The sequence below is a fragment of the Prevotella disiens genome, from assembly GCF_900454955.1.
GTDB classification, from domain to species: domain Bacteria; phylum Bacteroidota; class Bacteroidia; order Bacteroidales; family Bacteroidaceae; genus Prevotella; species Prevotella disiens.
On sequence record NZ_UGTL01000002.1, the window covers coordinates 1 to 15,437 of the forward strand.

The 15,437-nt window shown below is 45.7% G+C and carries 9 protein-coding genes and 2 pseudogenes; 5 read left to right on the forward strand and 6 right to left on the reverse strand.

Going from position 1 to position 15,437, the window contains the following annotated elements:
- Positions 1-203 (reverse strand): annotated as a pseudogene (locus DYI03_RS10455) (site-specific integrase); the annotation flags it as partial.
- 299 nt (positions 204-502) lie between these two features.
- Between DYI03_RS10455 and DYI03_RS10460 the strand changes: the two are divergent.
- A pseudogene (locus DYI03_RS10460) lies at positions 503-1,645 on the forward strand (type IA DNA topoisomerase); the annotation flags it as partial.
- Positions 1,646-1,740: 95 nt separating this feature from the next.
- Positions 1,741-7,950 (forward strand): DUF2958 domain-containing protein, encoded by a 6,210-nt coding sequence (locus DYI03_RS10465; protein WP_115367963.1) that lies wholly within the window; start codon positions 1,741-1,743, stop codon positions 7,948-7,950.
- A 104-nt stretch (positions 7,951-8,054) separates the two neighbouring features.
- Here DYI03_RS10465 and DYI03_RS10470 read toward each other — a convergent pair whose 3' ends face one another.
- The 5 genes from DYI03_RS10470 to DYI03_RS10490 all read right to left on the reverse strand — a co-directional run bounded on the left by DYI03_RS10470 (position 8,055) and on the right by DYI03_RS10490 (position 12,218).
- A complete protein-coding gene (locus tag DYI03_RS10470; RefSeq protein WP_021668076.1) occupies positions 8,055-8,981 on the reverse strand; it encodes an Abi family protein in 927 nt (308 codons plus the stop codon).
- 161 nt (positions 8,982-9,142) lie between these two features.
- Complete coding sequence (locus DYI03_RS10475; protein WP_021668077.1) at positions 9,143-9,451, reverse strand: helix-turn-helix domain-containing protein; 309 nt, start codon at positions 9,449-9,451, stop codon at positions 9,143-9,145.
- Complete coding sequence (locus DYI03_RS10480; RefSeq protein WP_115367964.1) at positions 9,439-11,499, reverse strand: bifunctional DNA primase/helicase; 2,061 nt, start codon at positions 11,497-11,499, stop codon at positions 9,439-9,441. Before DYI03_RS10480 ends, DYI03_RS10475 begins: the two co-directional genes overlap by 13 nt.
- A complete protein-coding gene (locus DYI03_RS10485) occupies positions 11,496-11,876 on the reverse strand; it encodes a MerR family transcriptional regulator (RefSeq protein WP_025064767.1) in 381 nt (126 codons plus the stop codon). The genes DYI03_RS10480 and DYI03_RS10485 overlap by 4 nt, the downstream gene beginning before the upstream one ends.
- A gap of 6 nt (positions 11,877-11,882) precedes the next feature.
- Positions 11,883-12,218, reverse strand: a complete 336-nt coding sequence (locus DYI03_RS10490) for a helix-turn-helix domain-containing protein (RefSeq protein WP_025064766.1) — start codon at positions 12,216-12,218, stop codon at positions 11,883-11,885.
- A 908-nt stretch (positions 12,219-13,126) separates the two neighbouring features.
- Between DYI03_RS10490 and DYI03_RS10495 the strand changes: the two genes are divergently transcribed.
- The 3 genes from DYI03_RS10495 (at position 13,127) to DYI03_RS10505 (ending at position 15,341) form a co-directional block, all read left to right on the forward strand.
- Positions 13,127-14,359: a site-specific integrase gene (locus tag DYI03_RS10495; RefSeq protein ID WP_004339662.1), complete on the forward strand. Its 1,233-nt coding sequence runs from the start codon at positions 13,127-13,129 to the stop codon at positions 14,357-14,359.
- A 27-nt stretch (positions 14,360-14,386) separates the two neighbouring features.
- Positions 14,387-14,854, forward strand: coding sequence for a DUF1896 domain-containing protein (locus DYI03_RS10500; RefSeq protein ID WP_025064765.1), 468 nt, complete (start codon positions 14,387-14,389; stop codon positions 14,852-14,854).
- A gap of 139 nt (positions 14,855-14,993) precedes the next feature.
- On the forward strand, positions 14,994-15,341 hold the full coding sequence (locus tag DYI03_RS10505; RefSeq protein ID WP_025064764.1) for a hypothetical protein: 348 nt from the start codon (positions 14,994-14,996) through the stop codon (positions 15,339-15,341).
- Positions 15,342-15,437: the final 96 nt, after the last annotated feature.

Sequence of the window (15,437 nt, forward strand, 5' to 3'; positions counted from 1 at the left end):
TGGTTGATAGAATTTGCGATGGCACTCTTGCCGAGAAGACGTTGCTTTCTGCTATCCCAAAGAGATAATGGGACTTTCTTTTTGGCGGAAAAGGCGGAATACTTCCTGCCCAGTTCTATCCGTCCGATAAGCGGCACCATGCCTTTTTTGTCCGCTCGTTTAGCCTGTGTGAAAAACGAGACTTTCAGTTTGTTTTCTTTCATTTTTCTGTCGTTTTTTTTCTAATTTCCTTTGCTTGCAAAGGTAATACGAACAAGAGTTCTTGAGCTATGCAGAAAAATGAAAGATGAGGAATAAAAACCTATGCCACAGTTGTTTATATTCAATTCGTAACCCCTTTTTGCTTTGTGCCCTATGGGTTACGAGTTGGTAACGGAACTATTGCCGTTTTTCGCTCAATCTTGCCATATCTCAAAATGCAGAAAAGTGTATAAGTTGTTATTGTTCAAGTGTTTCCGTTTGTACTTACCCATTCTTCTTTCATTGTCATTATTCTATGAACTATCCCCGCACAGGCAGCCGATACATCAGTGAGGATGTTTTCGAGGAAGTACCCGTCCTGCTCCGCAAGATAGGAGAAACACTTCCGACTCCGCTTAACCGTCATTCGGTGGACAATGCCAAGATTACTGACCACCACGCCATTATTCCTACAGGAGAAACGCCTTCAAGAATGTCGGCAGATGAAACAACTATCTATCAAATGGTGGTTAATCGCTTTGTCGAAGCCTTTTCCTCCAATTCAGAGGAAGAGCATATGCAGGTACGGTTCACGGACGGCACCAACACCTTTACTTGGAAAGCATGCCGACAAATCTCTTTGGGTTGGAAAGCCGTACAGAAAGAACTGGTTGCTGATGTAGAGAAAAAGGTAAACGATGATGAACAGGTGTTGCCTTCCCTTCCTGACTTGACAGAGGGAGAGATTTTGCCTCTTGTTTCTGCTGAGATCACCGAGCATAAGACCAAGCCAAAACCACTCTACACGGAGGCTACTTTACTTTCTGCTATGGAGAATGCGGGTAAGGATGTGGAGGAGTCAGACAAGCGTAAGGCAATGGCGGAGTGCGGTATAGGAACACCTGCTACCCGTGCCAACATCATCGAAACGCTTATCCTCCGTGATTACATCCGCAGAGAGAAGAAAGCCATTGTACCGACCGAGAAAGGCTTGGCTGTCTATGAGATTGTCAAGGACAAGCGAATCGCCAATGCGGAGATGACAGGCTCATGGGAACTTACCCTTGCTGCCATCGAAGCAGGACAGATGCCGCCCGAAAAGTTTGCACAAGGCATCAACTCCTACGTTGGCACCATTTGTGAGGAACTGCTTTCTCTTGCCCCCAAACAGAAGTCTTATCCCACCTATCGCTGCCCCAAGTGTGGCAGTGAGAGCGTGGGCATCTATACCAAAGTCGCCAAATGCAGGCACGAGGGCTGCGACTTCCGCGTCTTCCGTGAGGTTTGCGGCACGCTTCTCACAGAAGACCATATCCAGGACTTGCTGGCTACAGGACATACACCCATCCTCAGAGGATTGACGAGCAAGGCAGGCAAAAAGTTCAACGCCCGACTTGTCCTTAATGAAGATTACACCACATCTTTTGAATTTGAAAACAGGAAAGGAAAACAACGAGGGAGATAATCTCTATAGAAACAAAGCGGAACAGAAGAGGTCGGAAGGTGATATTCTTTTATCTTCCGACCTTTTTCCTCCTCCTTAATTAAAAAAGAAACACTATGGCATACAATAAGAAAAACGTCCTTGAAGCCAACACAGAAGCCATCCGTGTTGTGCTTCGCTTGGAAAAAGAACGCCGCGAAGCCACCGAAGCCGAGAAAGACATATTGCGCAACTATCAGGGCTTCGGTGGCTTGAAATGCGTGCTGAACCGATGTGACAGTCCCGATGATCTCCGCTATTGGAGCCAGTCGGAGCAACAACTCTTCGAGCCTACCCAAAGGCTCAAACAGATGATTTACCGTGATGCCGTCGATGCCAATACCGCCAAGCGGTACTGGGAGAGCATCAAGGCAAGCGTACTAACGTCTTTCTATACAGATACCCGTATCGTTGCCGCCATTTCCGATGCGCTTACTTCTGTAGATGTACCCATACGTCGCTGCTTGGACCCTTCGGCAGGCATGGGAGCCTTTACCGAGACTTTTGCTAAAAGGGCTGGAATGGTCGATGCAATGGAAAAAGATTTGCTCACTGCCCGTATCTCACAATCCATTCATCCTTATGGGCAAGGCAATATCATTGTCCGCCAAGAACCCTTTGAAGCCATCGGAGAGTTGGAAGATAAGGAAAAATACGACCTTATTACAAGTAACATTCCTTTCGGGGATTTTATGGTCTATGACCGTGAGTACAGCAAGGGCAAGGATGTTCTTAAGAGGGAATCCACACGAGCCATCCACAATTACTTCTTTGTAAAGGGATTGGACTGCATCAAGGAAGGTGGCTTGCTGGCATTCATCACCTCGCAGGGTGTATTGGACAGTCCCCGCAATGAAGCCATACGTCGTTATCTTATGCAGAACAGCCGCCTTATCTCTGCTCTCCGACTGCCATCAGGTATGTTTTCAGACAATGCAGGAACAGACGTAGGCAGTGACCTCATCGTCCTGCAGAAGCAGACTGGTAAAGAAATCAGCGAGGGGATTGAACAGCAGTTTGTAGAAACTCTTTCCGTTCCCAAAGAAGAAGGCTCTTCTGTCGTCTTCAAGCACAACTCACTTTTTGCAGGAGATTGGAAAGACATTGCCCACCGTATCATCGCCACGGAACGCATAATGGGCAAAGACCCATACGGCAAGCCTGCATGGGAGTATCGCTTCGATGGCAGCATTGACGATATGGCGGAGAGTATCAGGGCACAGCTCTCCTTGGAATTTGAGCAACGCTTTGATCGAAAACTCTATGAAACAGGCATACCTATGACGGAGGAGGAACGGCAGAAAGAAGCTGAAAAACAACTGAGAAAGTTAGGTATAACGGTAAATTTACCCAAAGAGGATCCCAAAGTGCACAAGGAGGCGAAGAATGCCTATAATTTGATGCCCGACAGTATCAGGAAGCAACTACCTAAACTTTACAGCACGGAAAAGGAACTTATTGGTGATAAGGTCGCCTACGCACGTTATTTCTTCCCGATGGGAGCATATACGGCTTATCTCTTAGAATATGACCCCAAAACTCGCATTGGTTTCGGTGTCGTAACAATGGGCTACGGCTGGGAGTTGGGTAATATGTCGCTTGACGAGATGGAGGAAGTGAAGATACATGGATTGGGTATTGAGCGAGACCTGTACTTCTCTCCTAAGAAATTGCACGAGATAGCCGAACTGGAAGAAGTCGTCAGGGGACAATATACCAAAGAAGAAGTGGTGACAGAGGAAATCAAGGAAAAGGCTGCACCCGAAGTTCAGACTCCGACAATGGAGGATAGCCTTTCTACGGAAAATGCCAAAGAGGAAGTCCAAGTTGAAAAGGTAAGTGGGCAAGTGGATAAAACGGGCGGTGAGCAGACAGTACAGATACAAGAGGCAGGCTCTACTATTGAAGAATCAGTCCCAGAGGGCGTACCCGTACTTAGCCTTCACCGTCAATATGAGCAGAAGGTGAGAGAAATTCGCACCGATGTGGAAGCCCCACGGGAGATGAACGGGCAGACTGTCTATTTTGATGATGACCACCACCCGGTGATGGACAGCATGGACGAGCGACAGGAAACGGAGCAGCCTTCACTATTCGCTCCGGTGGAATACAATCTCTGGACGCAGGAAGTAAAGCGCGTGAACGGCGAGATTAAGGAAGCCCCTAAACCACAGGTTCAGACAGTCCAAAAGCATCCAGAAAACAAAGTAGGAAAGGAGAACAAGGAAACACACTCGACTGTCACTCCGGGGCGTAAAACCAAAAGAAAGGGCAATAATAAGACTGCCTCCCCTTCATACCTTGAGCCATCCCTCTTTGACTTTATGAACGAAGCCGAAGAGCGGAAGCCACAACCGATAACAGAGGTTAAGAAAGAGTTTGACGCTTCACCACGCCCTTTTCTATCATTGCCGGACTCTCACCTGAGAGATGGTTCCATTGTCGTGCAGAAAGGTCAGGTGGGGTTTCTTTCCGACTTAAAGCGACATCCAACCTTTAACCCGATGGACTTGCCGTATGCGCAGCTTTCCCGACTAAAAAGCTATATCGAGATACGGGAGTGCTATCATCGTCTCTATGACTACGAGGCAGAGAACCATGCAGAAGACAGGGAAGATAGAAACAGGCTCAACCACCTATATGATGACTATGTTGCACGCTGGGGCTACTTTAACCAGAAGGCGAACACCGACATCATCAAGATGGATGCCACAGGCGTGGAAATGCTCTTCTTGGAACGCTCTGAAAACGGCAGGTACGTCAAGGCGGACATCTTTGACCATCCAACAGTTTTTTCTACCACGGAGCTGACCGTTGCCACAGACCCGATGGAGGCACTGGGCGCATCGCTTAACAAGTACGGTACGGTGGAACTTGACTATATGAGTTCGCTTTTACCTGATATGGAGGAAAGCGACATCATTTCTTCCTTAGAAGGCCGCATCTATTTCAATCCCGAAGAGAATGCTTATGAGGTTGCGGACAAGTTCATTTCGGGCAATGTAATAGAAAAGGCGGAGCGTATTGAGTCATGGCTCTTGGAACATCCCGACCACGAAGAGGCAAAGCAGAGCCTTGCTGCGCTGCGTGCAGCCACGCCAACACCCATTCCTTTTGCAGACCTTGACTTCAATCTCGGTGAACGCTGGATACCTGCCAAGGTCTATGGTAGGTTCGCTTCGGAGTTTTTCGGCACGGATATTGGCGTATCCTACCATTCCAACATGGACGAGTACAGCATTGTCTGCGACCGAAAGAATGCCAATATCTGGCACAAGTATGCCGTACAGGGTGAGTTCCGCCGTTATGACGGTATCAATCTCCTGAAGCACGCCCTGCACAATACCATTCCCGACATCAACAAGAGCAAGGAGGTGGCGGATAAGGTTACGGGAGAAATCAAGACCATCAAGGTGCGTGACGGACACGCCATACAGATGGCAAATGCCAAGATTGAGGAAATCAGACAGGGCTTTGTCGATTGGCTCGGACGCACGCCAGACACCTTCAAGCAGCAGTTATCCGACCGTTACAACCGCCTTTTCAATTGTTTTGTACGACCCAACTTTGACGGCACGCACCAGACGTTTCCAGACCTTGACCTTAGACGATTGGGCATTGCCGACCTCTACAAGAGTCAGAAGGATGCCGTATGGATGCTCAAAACCAATGGTGGCGGCATCTGCGACCACGAGGTGGGAGCGGGAAAGACACTCATCATGTGTACGGCAGCCTATGAGATGAAGCGGTTGGGACTGGCAAACAAGCCGATGATTATCGGACTGAAGGCAAATGTATTCGATATTGCCGATACCTTCCGCAAGGCTTATCCCAATGCAAGGATTCTCTATCCGGGCAAGAATGATTTCAGCAAGCAGAACCGCCAGCGCATCTTTAATGACATCAAAAACAATGACTGGGATTGTATCATACTCACGCACGAGCAGTTCGGCATGATACCGCAAGCCTTGGAAGTACAAGAGGCTATCTTGCAGAAGGAGAAGGACTCTGTGGAGGAAAACCTCGAAGTCCTGCGTATGCAAGGAGCGGAGATTTCCCGTGGTATGCTCAAAGGCTTGGAAAAGCGCAAGCAGACACTTGAAGCCAAGTTACAGAACATACAGGACAGCATCGCCGAAAAAAAAGACGATGCCGTGGACTTCAAGATGATGGGTATCGACCATTTGTTCGTGGATGAGAGCCACCAATTCAAAAACCTGATGTTCAACACTCGCCATGACAGAGTGTCGGGCTTGGGCAATCCGGACGGCTCGCAGCGTGCCCTGAACATGCTCTTTGCCATTCGTACCATACAAGAACGGTCGGGCAAGGATTTGGGAGCTACTTTCCTTTCAGGAACGACCATTTCCAATAGTCTGACGGAACTGTATCTTCTGTTCAAGTATCTGCGCCCGCAGGCTTTGGAGAAGCAGGGTATCAACAGTTTTGATGCTTGGGCAGCAGTTTTTGCCAAGAAATCGACCGACTATGAGTTCTCCATCACCAATGAGATTATCCAGAAAGAGCGGTTCCGCACCTTCATCAAGGTGCCAGAGCTGGCTGCCTTTTATGCGGAGATTTGCGATTTCCGCACGGCAAAGGACATCGGTATCGACCGTCCCGAGAAAAACGAGATACTGCACAACATACCGCCCACGCCAGAGCAGGAAGAATTCATCGGCAAGCTGATGGAGTTCGCCAAGACGGGCAATGCCACACTCTTGGGACGTGCACCGCTCAGCGAGAGCGAGGAAAAGGCAAAGATGTTGATAGCAACCGACTACGCCCGCAAGATGAGCTTAGATTTACGCATGATAGATGAAAATGCTTACTCAGATCATATCGACAACAAGGCAAGTCACTGTGCCAAGATGCTCAATGACTATTATCAAAAGTATGATGCGCAGAAAGGGACGCAGTTTGTTTTCTCTGATTTGGGGACTTACAAGCCCGGCGAATGGAATGTCTATTCGGAGATAAAGCGTAAATTAGTGGAGGACTACCATATCCCGGCATACGAGATACGTTTTATTCAGGAGTGCAAGAACGAGAAAGCAAAGAAAGCGATGGTAGATGCGATGAATCGTGGTGACATTCGCATTATCTTCGGTTCTACCTCTATGTTGGGAACTGGAGTCAATGCCCAGCAACGAGCTGTGGCTATCCATCATTTGGACACGCCTTGGCGACCTTCGGACTTGGAGCAGCGCAATGGGCGTGCCATCCGAAAGGGAAATCTTGTCGCCAAGGAGTTTGCGGACAACAAGGTCGATGTCATCATCTATGCCGTAGAGCGTTCCTTGGATAGCTATAAGTTCAATCTGTTGCACAACAAACAGCTCTTTATCAACCAGCTAAAAACAAACACCTTGGGTAGCCGTACCATTGATGAGGGTTCGATGGACGAGGACAGTGGTATGAACTTCTCAGAATATGTAGCAGTGCTTTCAGGCAACACAGACCTTTTGGAGAAAGCAAGATTGGATAAGAAGATTACCACCTTGGAATCAGAGCGCAAGAATTTTCTCCGTGAGCGTGATGCCGCAACGGGCAAGCTGGCAGAGATTGAGAGTTCCGTGTCCTTCCATTCCGACAAGATTAAGGAAGCTAAAGCTGACTTGGCTTGCTTTGAGCAGCGTGTGGAACGGGACAAGGAGGGACTGCCCGTCAATAAACTGACAATCAAAGGTGTAGAGGACAGCACCGACATAAAGGTCATCGCCGCCCGTCTGCATGAGATAGAGGAAAAGGCTCGTACCAAGAGCGAGTACAACAAGATTGGCGAGGTTTACGGCTTTTCCATCATGGTCAAGACGGAGAGCACTTCCAAGGACTTGTTCGACTGCTCGATGAACCGCTTCTTTGTCAAGGGACAGGAAAGCATCCACTATACCTATAATAACGGTAAGTTAGCGGCAGACCCGAAACTTGCCTGCGAGAACTTCGTAAATGCCTTGGAGCGTATCCCTAAAGTGATAGAGTCGCATGAGAAGGAAATGGCAAAGGCAGCAGCCAACAAAGACGTTTACACCAATATTGCCAATGGCTCATGGAAGAAAGAGGGCGAACTGCGCGTGCTCAAGGGGGAGGCAGCAGAATTGGACAGAAAGATTGCGCTTACGCTTGCACCGCCAGAGGAGGAAAAAGAAGAGACGGAGAAAGTAAACCAAGGAGAGAATTTGTCTAACAACAATCACTCAGCTGGAGTAAAGAACGAGAGTTATCCTACTCATGACAAGAAAGAAGACAATCGTTCACAAAACTTCAGACCCAAATGGAGACACTAAACGCATGTTTATTATCCAATGGAAGCAAAAATGTCTTACTTTCATTTTTTTTAGTAGACATAAATAAAGTACGGGAATATTGCAATTGAAATTCCCGTACAAAATTATTGCCAGATAGATTCCCTATTCCAATGGTCTGGAAAACCTATCTTATAAATAGGAATGTCCGGATTTTTCTCTATCAGTGAGATTGTCTTTCTCTTATATGTATCTCCAGCATTGATAGCATTGCACAAGTATAACATGGAAGTAATGATTAGAAATGGCTTCTTTTTAGAGAATTCCGAAAGAGGATGTTGCAGCCAAATGCCTCTTGGATTACTAATATCCATTGGACGTTTTACCATATTTCGACTCCATACTCTTGAATGATGGGCGACAATATTTCTCAAATAGGAGATGGCTTCAAGCCAGCTTGAGAGTTCTGTATGCATATTAAGTCCGAATTCATTGGCAATTCTTGCCTTTTCCGGTAACTGATGATTAAGATTCTTATATATCTTTGAAAGTGTTCCAAAAGTCGCAACTTCAAAAATAATCCATGCGTCAGGCTGTTGGGTAAGAGATATACATTTTCTGTCCTCCCACACTCCATATTTGCATTTGTAGTCTTTTATGAAAATCTCACTGCTACGCATAAACTCGCCCATCAGATCATGTATATGTTGCTGTTGGAGCTCTTCATTGTTGAAAAGTCCCTTATCCATATAGTACAGCCCACCGTATGATTGTGAAAGATGATAAATCATCTTCGTCCGCAACGCAATCTCTATGGCTTCAATGGCATCGAACAAGATAAGACGCAACTCCTTATCAAAGAAATATCGTGTGATAACGTCCTTAAAATTGGCGTCATTCTTGAATATATGCCGTTCTTTGTCTGTTTGCATATCCCACCAATACCCCTTCAAACGGTAGTAGCTGATATGACTTAAATGAAGATGGGCAAACTCCTCATCTTCTATAATCATGCCTCTATGCTTCAGTAAATCGATTTGTTCCTGAATGGAACGTGATTCTTTATTCGCCATAGTATCTATAAAAAAAATGACTCGCCAGCAGATCTTACGGTATGCCAAGCGAGTACTGTTATCTTTGAGTGTGGAAATCCACAACTAACTTTCTGATTGCAAAGGTAAGTATTTTTTTTGTTTCAGCAAAATAATTGCAGATATTTTTTAAGTGATAAAAATTACCAATCATCTCGCTTCCGTACCATTTTATCTATCTCTTCCCGAAGAAAAAGTAACCTGCCATTGGCTTTAAGATAGGGAATTTTTCCTGCCCACACCCAATTATAGATGGTCTTTTGTTCTACTTTGAGTATCTTGGATACATCTATGATATCCAGATATTCCGGTTTCAGGGGAGGATGGACAGTTGTATCAACAGATTGCTCTTGCAGGATCAGCAGGCGGTCGAGTTTATCCTCGACGCTTATCAGCTTGTTGAACAGGCGTTTTTGCCAAGTGTCTTCGGTTTTATAATCTATGTACGGCATAGTTCTCCTTTTTGATAGTTACCATTGGTATCTTGTGCCAAGATACGTTGTTCTTTCATATAGGCGATGTACTTCTTTGCGGTTCTTTCCTTGATTTCCATTTCTCGCATCAGAACTTCACAAAGTTCTTGGTAAGTGAGCTTGAAAGAATTTCGGAAGGCTTCTTTGACAACGCCAATCAATTCATCGGTCTTGCGCTTTTCCTTGTCCTCTTTAGACTTCTCGCCACGATAGACGTGCATGTCCTCAGCCTTATCCCAGCCGAAAAGCATTATCGGTACGTCCAACGGACTTCCGTCACGGACTTTCAGAGCTTTCACCACAGAGTATTCAGGATTGTCATCTTTCTCTATGGAGAGAATGCCTGCCGCCTTGCGTTGAAGTTCGGAGCCAATATGCCCACGGAGTTTGATACCATTCGGTACGAAGTGCAGTACGCAGATGATGCAGGTGTTGTAAATCCCTGCCAGACGGTAAAGCTCATCCACAATGGCAATACTTTCCGTTTCATCGTTGGCGGAACGTATCAAGTCAGCTATGCCGTCAATCACCACAAGATGGATGCCCCCATGCTTGTGATGAAACAGGTCCATACTCTCACGGATAAGTTTCAACCGGTCTTTACGGGAAAGCGAAGCAAGATACAGAGAATGATAATATTCAGGTACTGCTGTCAGAGAAGCCCTGCGTAATGTCTTGCCCAAATTCTTGTGGAGTTGTGCCTCGGACTGTTCCGTGTCATAGTGTAGGACCGCCAAGCCTTTGGGATTGGCGGTAATCTCCAATCCCAAGGTATTCTCTATCGGCAATCGTTTTTCTCCCAACGCTCCGGCAAGGATGGCTCCGACATAGTTGCTCTTGCCTGTCCCCTCACCTCCAGTAATGCAGAACAGGTTATCCTGCGTGCCGAGTGGCACACCGTTTACTGCTACTACTGATTTGGAAATGTCTGGTGGATTCTCATAATCAATTTCACATGAACGTAACATCATCATGGTTTGGCTGTATAGGTCTGAGAACATCTTGGCAAGCAGCTCTTTCAGTTCCTTTGCACCGTTGCCCAAGGCAAAGAAATCTGAAATGTCTTTTTCAGACTTCGTACCACTTAGCGGAAGTGAAAGGTTCAATACTTTGTATTCTGTCAGATGTTCTGCTTGTCTGTGACTCTCGCGTACGCCTGTCTCGTCAGCATCATACAGAAGTATGATATGTCGGAAGCGAAGCTGAAGGCTCTCGATGATACTTGTCGGTATCTGTGCGGTTTCACTGTTGAAACAAATTGCATTGAAGCCGTGTGCATACAATGAGAGTACATCCTTTTCACCACCTGTAATGAAAAGCATATCTCCTTTGGTGGGAATCTGCTCCATACCGAAGCAATAGGTGGCAGGCATTCTTCCACCATAGAGAAAGCGGATTTTCGGACTGTGTGGTCGGTATATCTTTACATAGCCGTTTCCGATATAGGCAAATATAGGTTCTGTCGGTGAGCTGTGAAGTTCAAACTTCTTGCCCTCGGCAGATACGCTCTCATACCGTTTAAGACTCCGTACCCGAAAAAGCCGGAGTGTATCTTCATGGATACCATAATGCGCCCAATAGTTCAGCAGTCCATCGTCAAATGGCTGTATCTCGAAACTATATGGTCGTTCTTTCGTCCGCTTGGTCTTTTCGACCGTAGGACTGGAGGCTATAGGATTTTTATATGACGGTGTGATATGCTTGTTATGCTTTTCAGCATCACATAAAGAATATAATCCAAGTTCTTGTACGATGATTTCCAACACCTCGGGAAAATTCGTTTTCAAATTCAAACTACGCAACGTTGCCACAAACCAGAAGCAATCCCCTGAATAGGTGGTATCGCCATGATCATAGAATTTATAAGAAGAAGTTTTCCTATCATAGTAGATATGACAGGAAGCCCGTTTGTCGTCATAAAAGGGGCTACGGAAGTTTCGGTGAAGATTCACCTCAAAACCAAGGAAATGGGAAAATACATTCAAACCTCCTTGAGTAAGCAAAAGAATCTGTTCTTTTTCTATCATAGTTGTCTGTTTTTAGGGTTAAGACATGAACTCATGATAAGATTATCCTTAAAACGGTTGAGCCGACCAAGAACCTCGTCATTCCTCATACCGGAAACACGGAGGCGGTTGCATTTCGTGGCAATCACGATAGACTTGAAAAAATAACGCACATCACCACCCTCGGTGTAGCGATACCTCACCAACTGCTTCTTGCGCCAACGGTAAAGGGTGGACTCTGAAACATTCAGAGTCCCGATAAGGTCTTTCGTGGTCATCTCCAGCTCATCATCTATATCTTGGATAAGACGGGAGGTGCGCTCAACATACTGCTCAATTCGGTTGAGCCTGTCTATCAGTTCCTGATAGGCTTGGCTTTCTACTGCTATTATTTCCATCAGCCTTTATAATTTGGTTTGTAAGATAATGTGCTGCGGTCCCAATTCCTTGGCGAGATCCATTATCTTTCCATAAGTCTCTTCGTCAAACACGTCTATGCCCAGTCGGATAAATGGGGGTGGTATTTCTCTTCTTCTCCTTGCAATAGATGCAAGCAGATCACTCTCATCCATTTCCAAAACTTTGGCATAGCTGCAAATTTGTACTATACTCATGGATACGGCTCCTGTTTCCCATCTTGAGATGGTACTTGAGCTAACTTTCAGTTTTTCAGCGATATACTCCTGTGAGTATCCTTCATGTTCTCGCTTTTCCTTTAGGGTTTTGTGCAACTGTTTCATATGTATAAAGTTACAAAAGCACCTAAATTTGAGCAACCCGCCACATTCAAATGTTTGCATCCCATGCAAGGTGGCTTGCATTAGGTGCAGATGAATATGATGGGCGATGTCAACATGGGATGATTTAATTGGTTTGTTTTCTAGAATTCATAAACGAAAATACATTGTAATAACAATCATTCCAGAACAAAATCAAATAATTTTGAGAAAATCCCTCCAGTGCAAGGTGCAAGTCCCCTTATATATAGGGGCTTGCACCTTGCACTGGAAAGTGTAGCAGTAAAATATCTAAATATTTATGGTACAAAGATTTGGAGGTTAGTACAATTTTATATACTTTTGTACCCAAGAAAAGAGAGCAGTTGTGCTTTCAACAGGTAGTCAGAATGGTAGTCATCAAGCGGTCAAAATACTGCTACAAAAATGCTACACTACCGATTTGTCAAAATTGATAGAACATTTAATTACAACGAGTTAGCAGAGTTTGGTTCATAAACCTCTCTCTCCGCTTTAGGTACTCTGAAATGAACATCAGAGGGAAACCTAAGAAAATCGTAAGTATCATAGCTACAAGTAGTTATGATACTTTTCTTTTATACCCATCCCAAATTTCAGAGTATGCACGGAGGGGGCAGAAACTCCCAAAATACTCTAAAAAGGCTACAATCAGGCTACACATTTTCAAGGCAAAATAAAAATGTAGCCAAGAGTACATACAGAGTACATAAGGAGTATGCGTAAATTACTGCTATTCAAACAAATATGTTGAACTTTGCAGCGTGATTACAGAGGTGTTTTTGTTACCATACACCACTTCGGGCAACAATGTGTCCGACAAGCTACGGCTACAGATGGCAGGTGTTAGGACAAGACCTCTATTCAGGCTACAACTAAAAGCAGTAAAATGTATGAAAGCTATTTTCAGAGCAGTCTTCTATCTCAGAAGCAATTATGTGAACAAGGAGGGCAAGACCCCTGTCATGCTGAGAATCTATCTCAACAACGAACGCCTTTCCATCGGCTCGACGGGCATTGCTGTCCAACAGTCTCAATGGGACAGGGAGAAGGAACGATTGAAGGGAAGGACAACTGAAGCACTTTCCACCAACCTCGAACTTGACAACATTCAGAGCGGACTCCAGACCATCTTCAAGAAAGTCGAGATGACGGACGAGGTGTCCTTGGAGCGTATCAAGTCGGAGTATCTTGGTAAGAAGGAGGATGTGGACACCCTAATGAGCCTCTTCAACAAGCACAATAGTGACGTTGCACGGCAGGTAGGCGTGTCGGTCGAAGCTGCAACCTTACAGAAATACAACGTCTGCAAGAAACACTTCTCAAATTTCCTTCGTGATAAATACGGTCGGTCTGACATCCGCCTGTCCGAACTCGGCTATATCGTGATACACGACTTCGACATTTATCTTCGAACGGTTGTCGGGCAGAATCCCAACACAGCCACGAGGATGATGAAAACCTTCAAGACGATTACCATTCTGGGCAGGAAACTAGGTGTCCTGCACCATGATCCGTTCCTCAACATCCGTTTTCACATGGAACCGGTCAATCGTGGATTCCTCACAGACGAGGAAATCCTTAAAATTGCCAACAAAGATTTCGGCATCGGTCGTTTGGAACTTGTAAGGGACGTGTTCGTGTTCTCGTGCTTCACGGGACTTGCGTACATAGACGTGTACAACCTCGCTCCTGAAAACATCGTCACGCTCAACGGCAAGCAGTGGATAATGACCAAGCGGCAGAAGACAAGCGTGGAAACCAACGTTCTTTTACTCGATATACCCAAGAGCATCATTGCAAAATATAGTGGCAAGACCTATCGTGATGGCAAACTTTTCCCCATGCTGACGAATCAAAAACTGAACAGTTATCTGAAAGAAATTGCCGATATTTGCGGTATCAAGAAGAACCTGACATTCCACCTCGCCCGGCACACATTTGCCACGATGTCCCTATCCAAGGGAGTTCCCATCGAATCCGTAAGTAAGATGTTAGGACACACCAACATCAAGACAACGCAAATCTATGCCCGTATTACCAATAAGAAGATAGAACACGATATGGATGAGCTGGCTGACAAGTTGGGTACTTTCAATACGGCATTAGGCATTTCCAAAAAATAATGTATATAACCCTAAAATTTTGAATTTATGACAACGACAAAGAAAGAACTTTCCTACTTCCATCTGAAGTTGGAAGCGTATCTCGGAGAGCATTTCCCTGAGAGAGAGAATGACAATGCGTTTATAACCGCTCGCGCAGACGAGGCATTGACGGCTTACTGCGATGCCGTGGCGCAAGGTTTCTCACATCCCGAAGCAGAGACGATGGCAAGCGAGGTGCTGTACCACAACCTACACTTCTCAAAGTATGATACCCTTGTTTCCGTACTGGAGCAGGAGTTTGAGAAGGAACTGCCAAGTCCGCTTCCCGAAAGGTTAGCACTAATTTTGCTGAACAACAAGGCAATTCAAGCGGTATTTGCCAAGTACGAACTCACGGACGACTTTGCGGCAGGTACAGAATACGACAAACTGTACACCGAGCTGACTGGTACAATCGTGCTGCTCATTAAGGTCAATGGTCTGCCAACGATAGGCGGTGAGAACATGGCTTGATACTTCACCATCGGGGGCTTTTGTAGTGTCAAGAGCCAAGATAAACGCTCCACTCCACACGTCAAGAGTTTTCCAAACACTTGTCTTTGGGTCGTTAGAGCATCTTGTTATCGCTCTTGAACTATTAAAAGCCCCGATTATGAAAACAATCATCATGAATCAAGATATTCATCAGCCCGCCTTCATCAAGGCAGACGCATCGAACAAAACCGATAAGAACAGGCAGCCGCCGACTTCTTCCAAGCAAGTCCGCCGCTTTGGTTGGACACGCTTCATCGAACTCGCCGTTCTGCTTTCCATCGTTATCGGTGCGATTTACCTCATCTCGAAGATAGTTACGCCGCAAGTCGTAACCGCCGTTTCGGTTATTCTCGGTTTCCTTATACTACGCTTCATTGTCAAAGTTATTCTGCAAGTAACCTTTACAATCCTGCGTTGGCTGTTCTGGCTTGCCGTCATCTTGGCAATCCTGCTCTGTGTGCTCTAAGGCACAAGGAAAGATATTCTTCGATTCATTCTTCTTTATGGGTGGTTATCTCACGTGAGGTAGCCACCTTTTTCGTTTTCCATACAGGCGTTGCAC

Coding starts and splice junctions, on each gene's coding strand:
- DYI03_RS10465 (WP_115367963.1), top strand. CDS start 1,741: ATGGCATACAATAAGAAAAACGTCCTTGAAGCCAACACAGAAGCCATC.
- DYI03_RS10470 (WP_021668076.1), bottom strand. CDS start 8,981: ATGGCGAATAAAGAATCACGTTCCATTCAGGAACAAATCGATTTACTG.
- DYI03_RS10475 (WP_021668077.1), bottom strand. CDS start 9,451: ATGCCGTACATAGATTATAAAACCGAAGACACTTGGCAAAAACGCCTG.
- DYI03_RS10480 (WP_115367964.1), bottom strand. CDS start 11,499: ATGATAGAAAAAGAACAGATTCTTTTGCTTACTCAAGGAGGTTTGAAT.
- DYI03_RS10485 (WP_025064767.1), bottom strand. CDS start 11,876: ATGGAAATAATAGCAGTAGAAAGCCAAGCCTATCAGGAACTGATAGAC.
- DYI03_RS10490 (WP_025064766.1), bottom strand. CDS start 12,218: ATGAAACAGTTGCACAAAACCCTAAAGGAAAAGCGAGAACATGAAGGA.
- DYI03_RS10495 (WP_004339662.1), top strand. CDS start 13,127: ATGAAAGCTATTTTCAGAGCAGTCTTCTATCTCAGAAGCAATTATGTG.
- DYI03_RS10500 (WP_025064765.1), top strand. CDS start 14,387: ATGACAACGACAAAGAAAGAACTTTCCTACTTCCATCTGAAGTTGGAA.
- DYI03_RS10505 (WP_025064764.1), top strand. CDS start 14,994: ATGAAAACAATCATCATGAATCAAGATATTCATCAGCCCGCCTTCATC.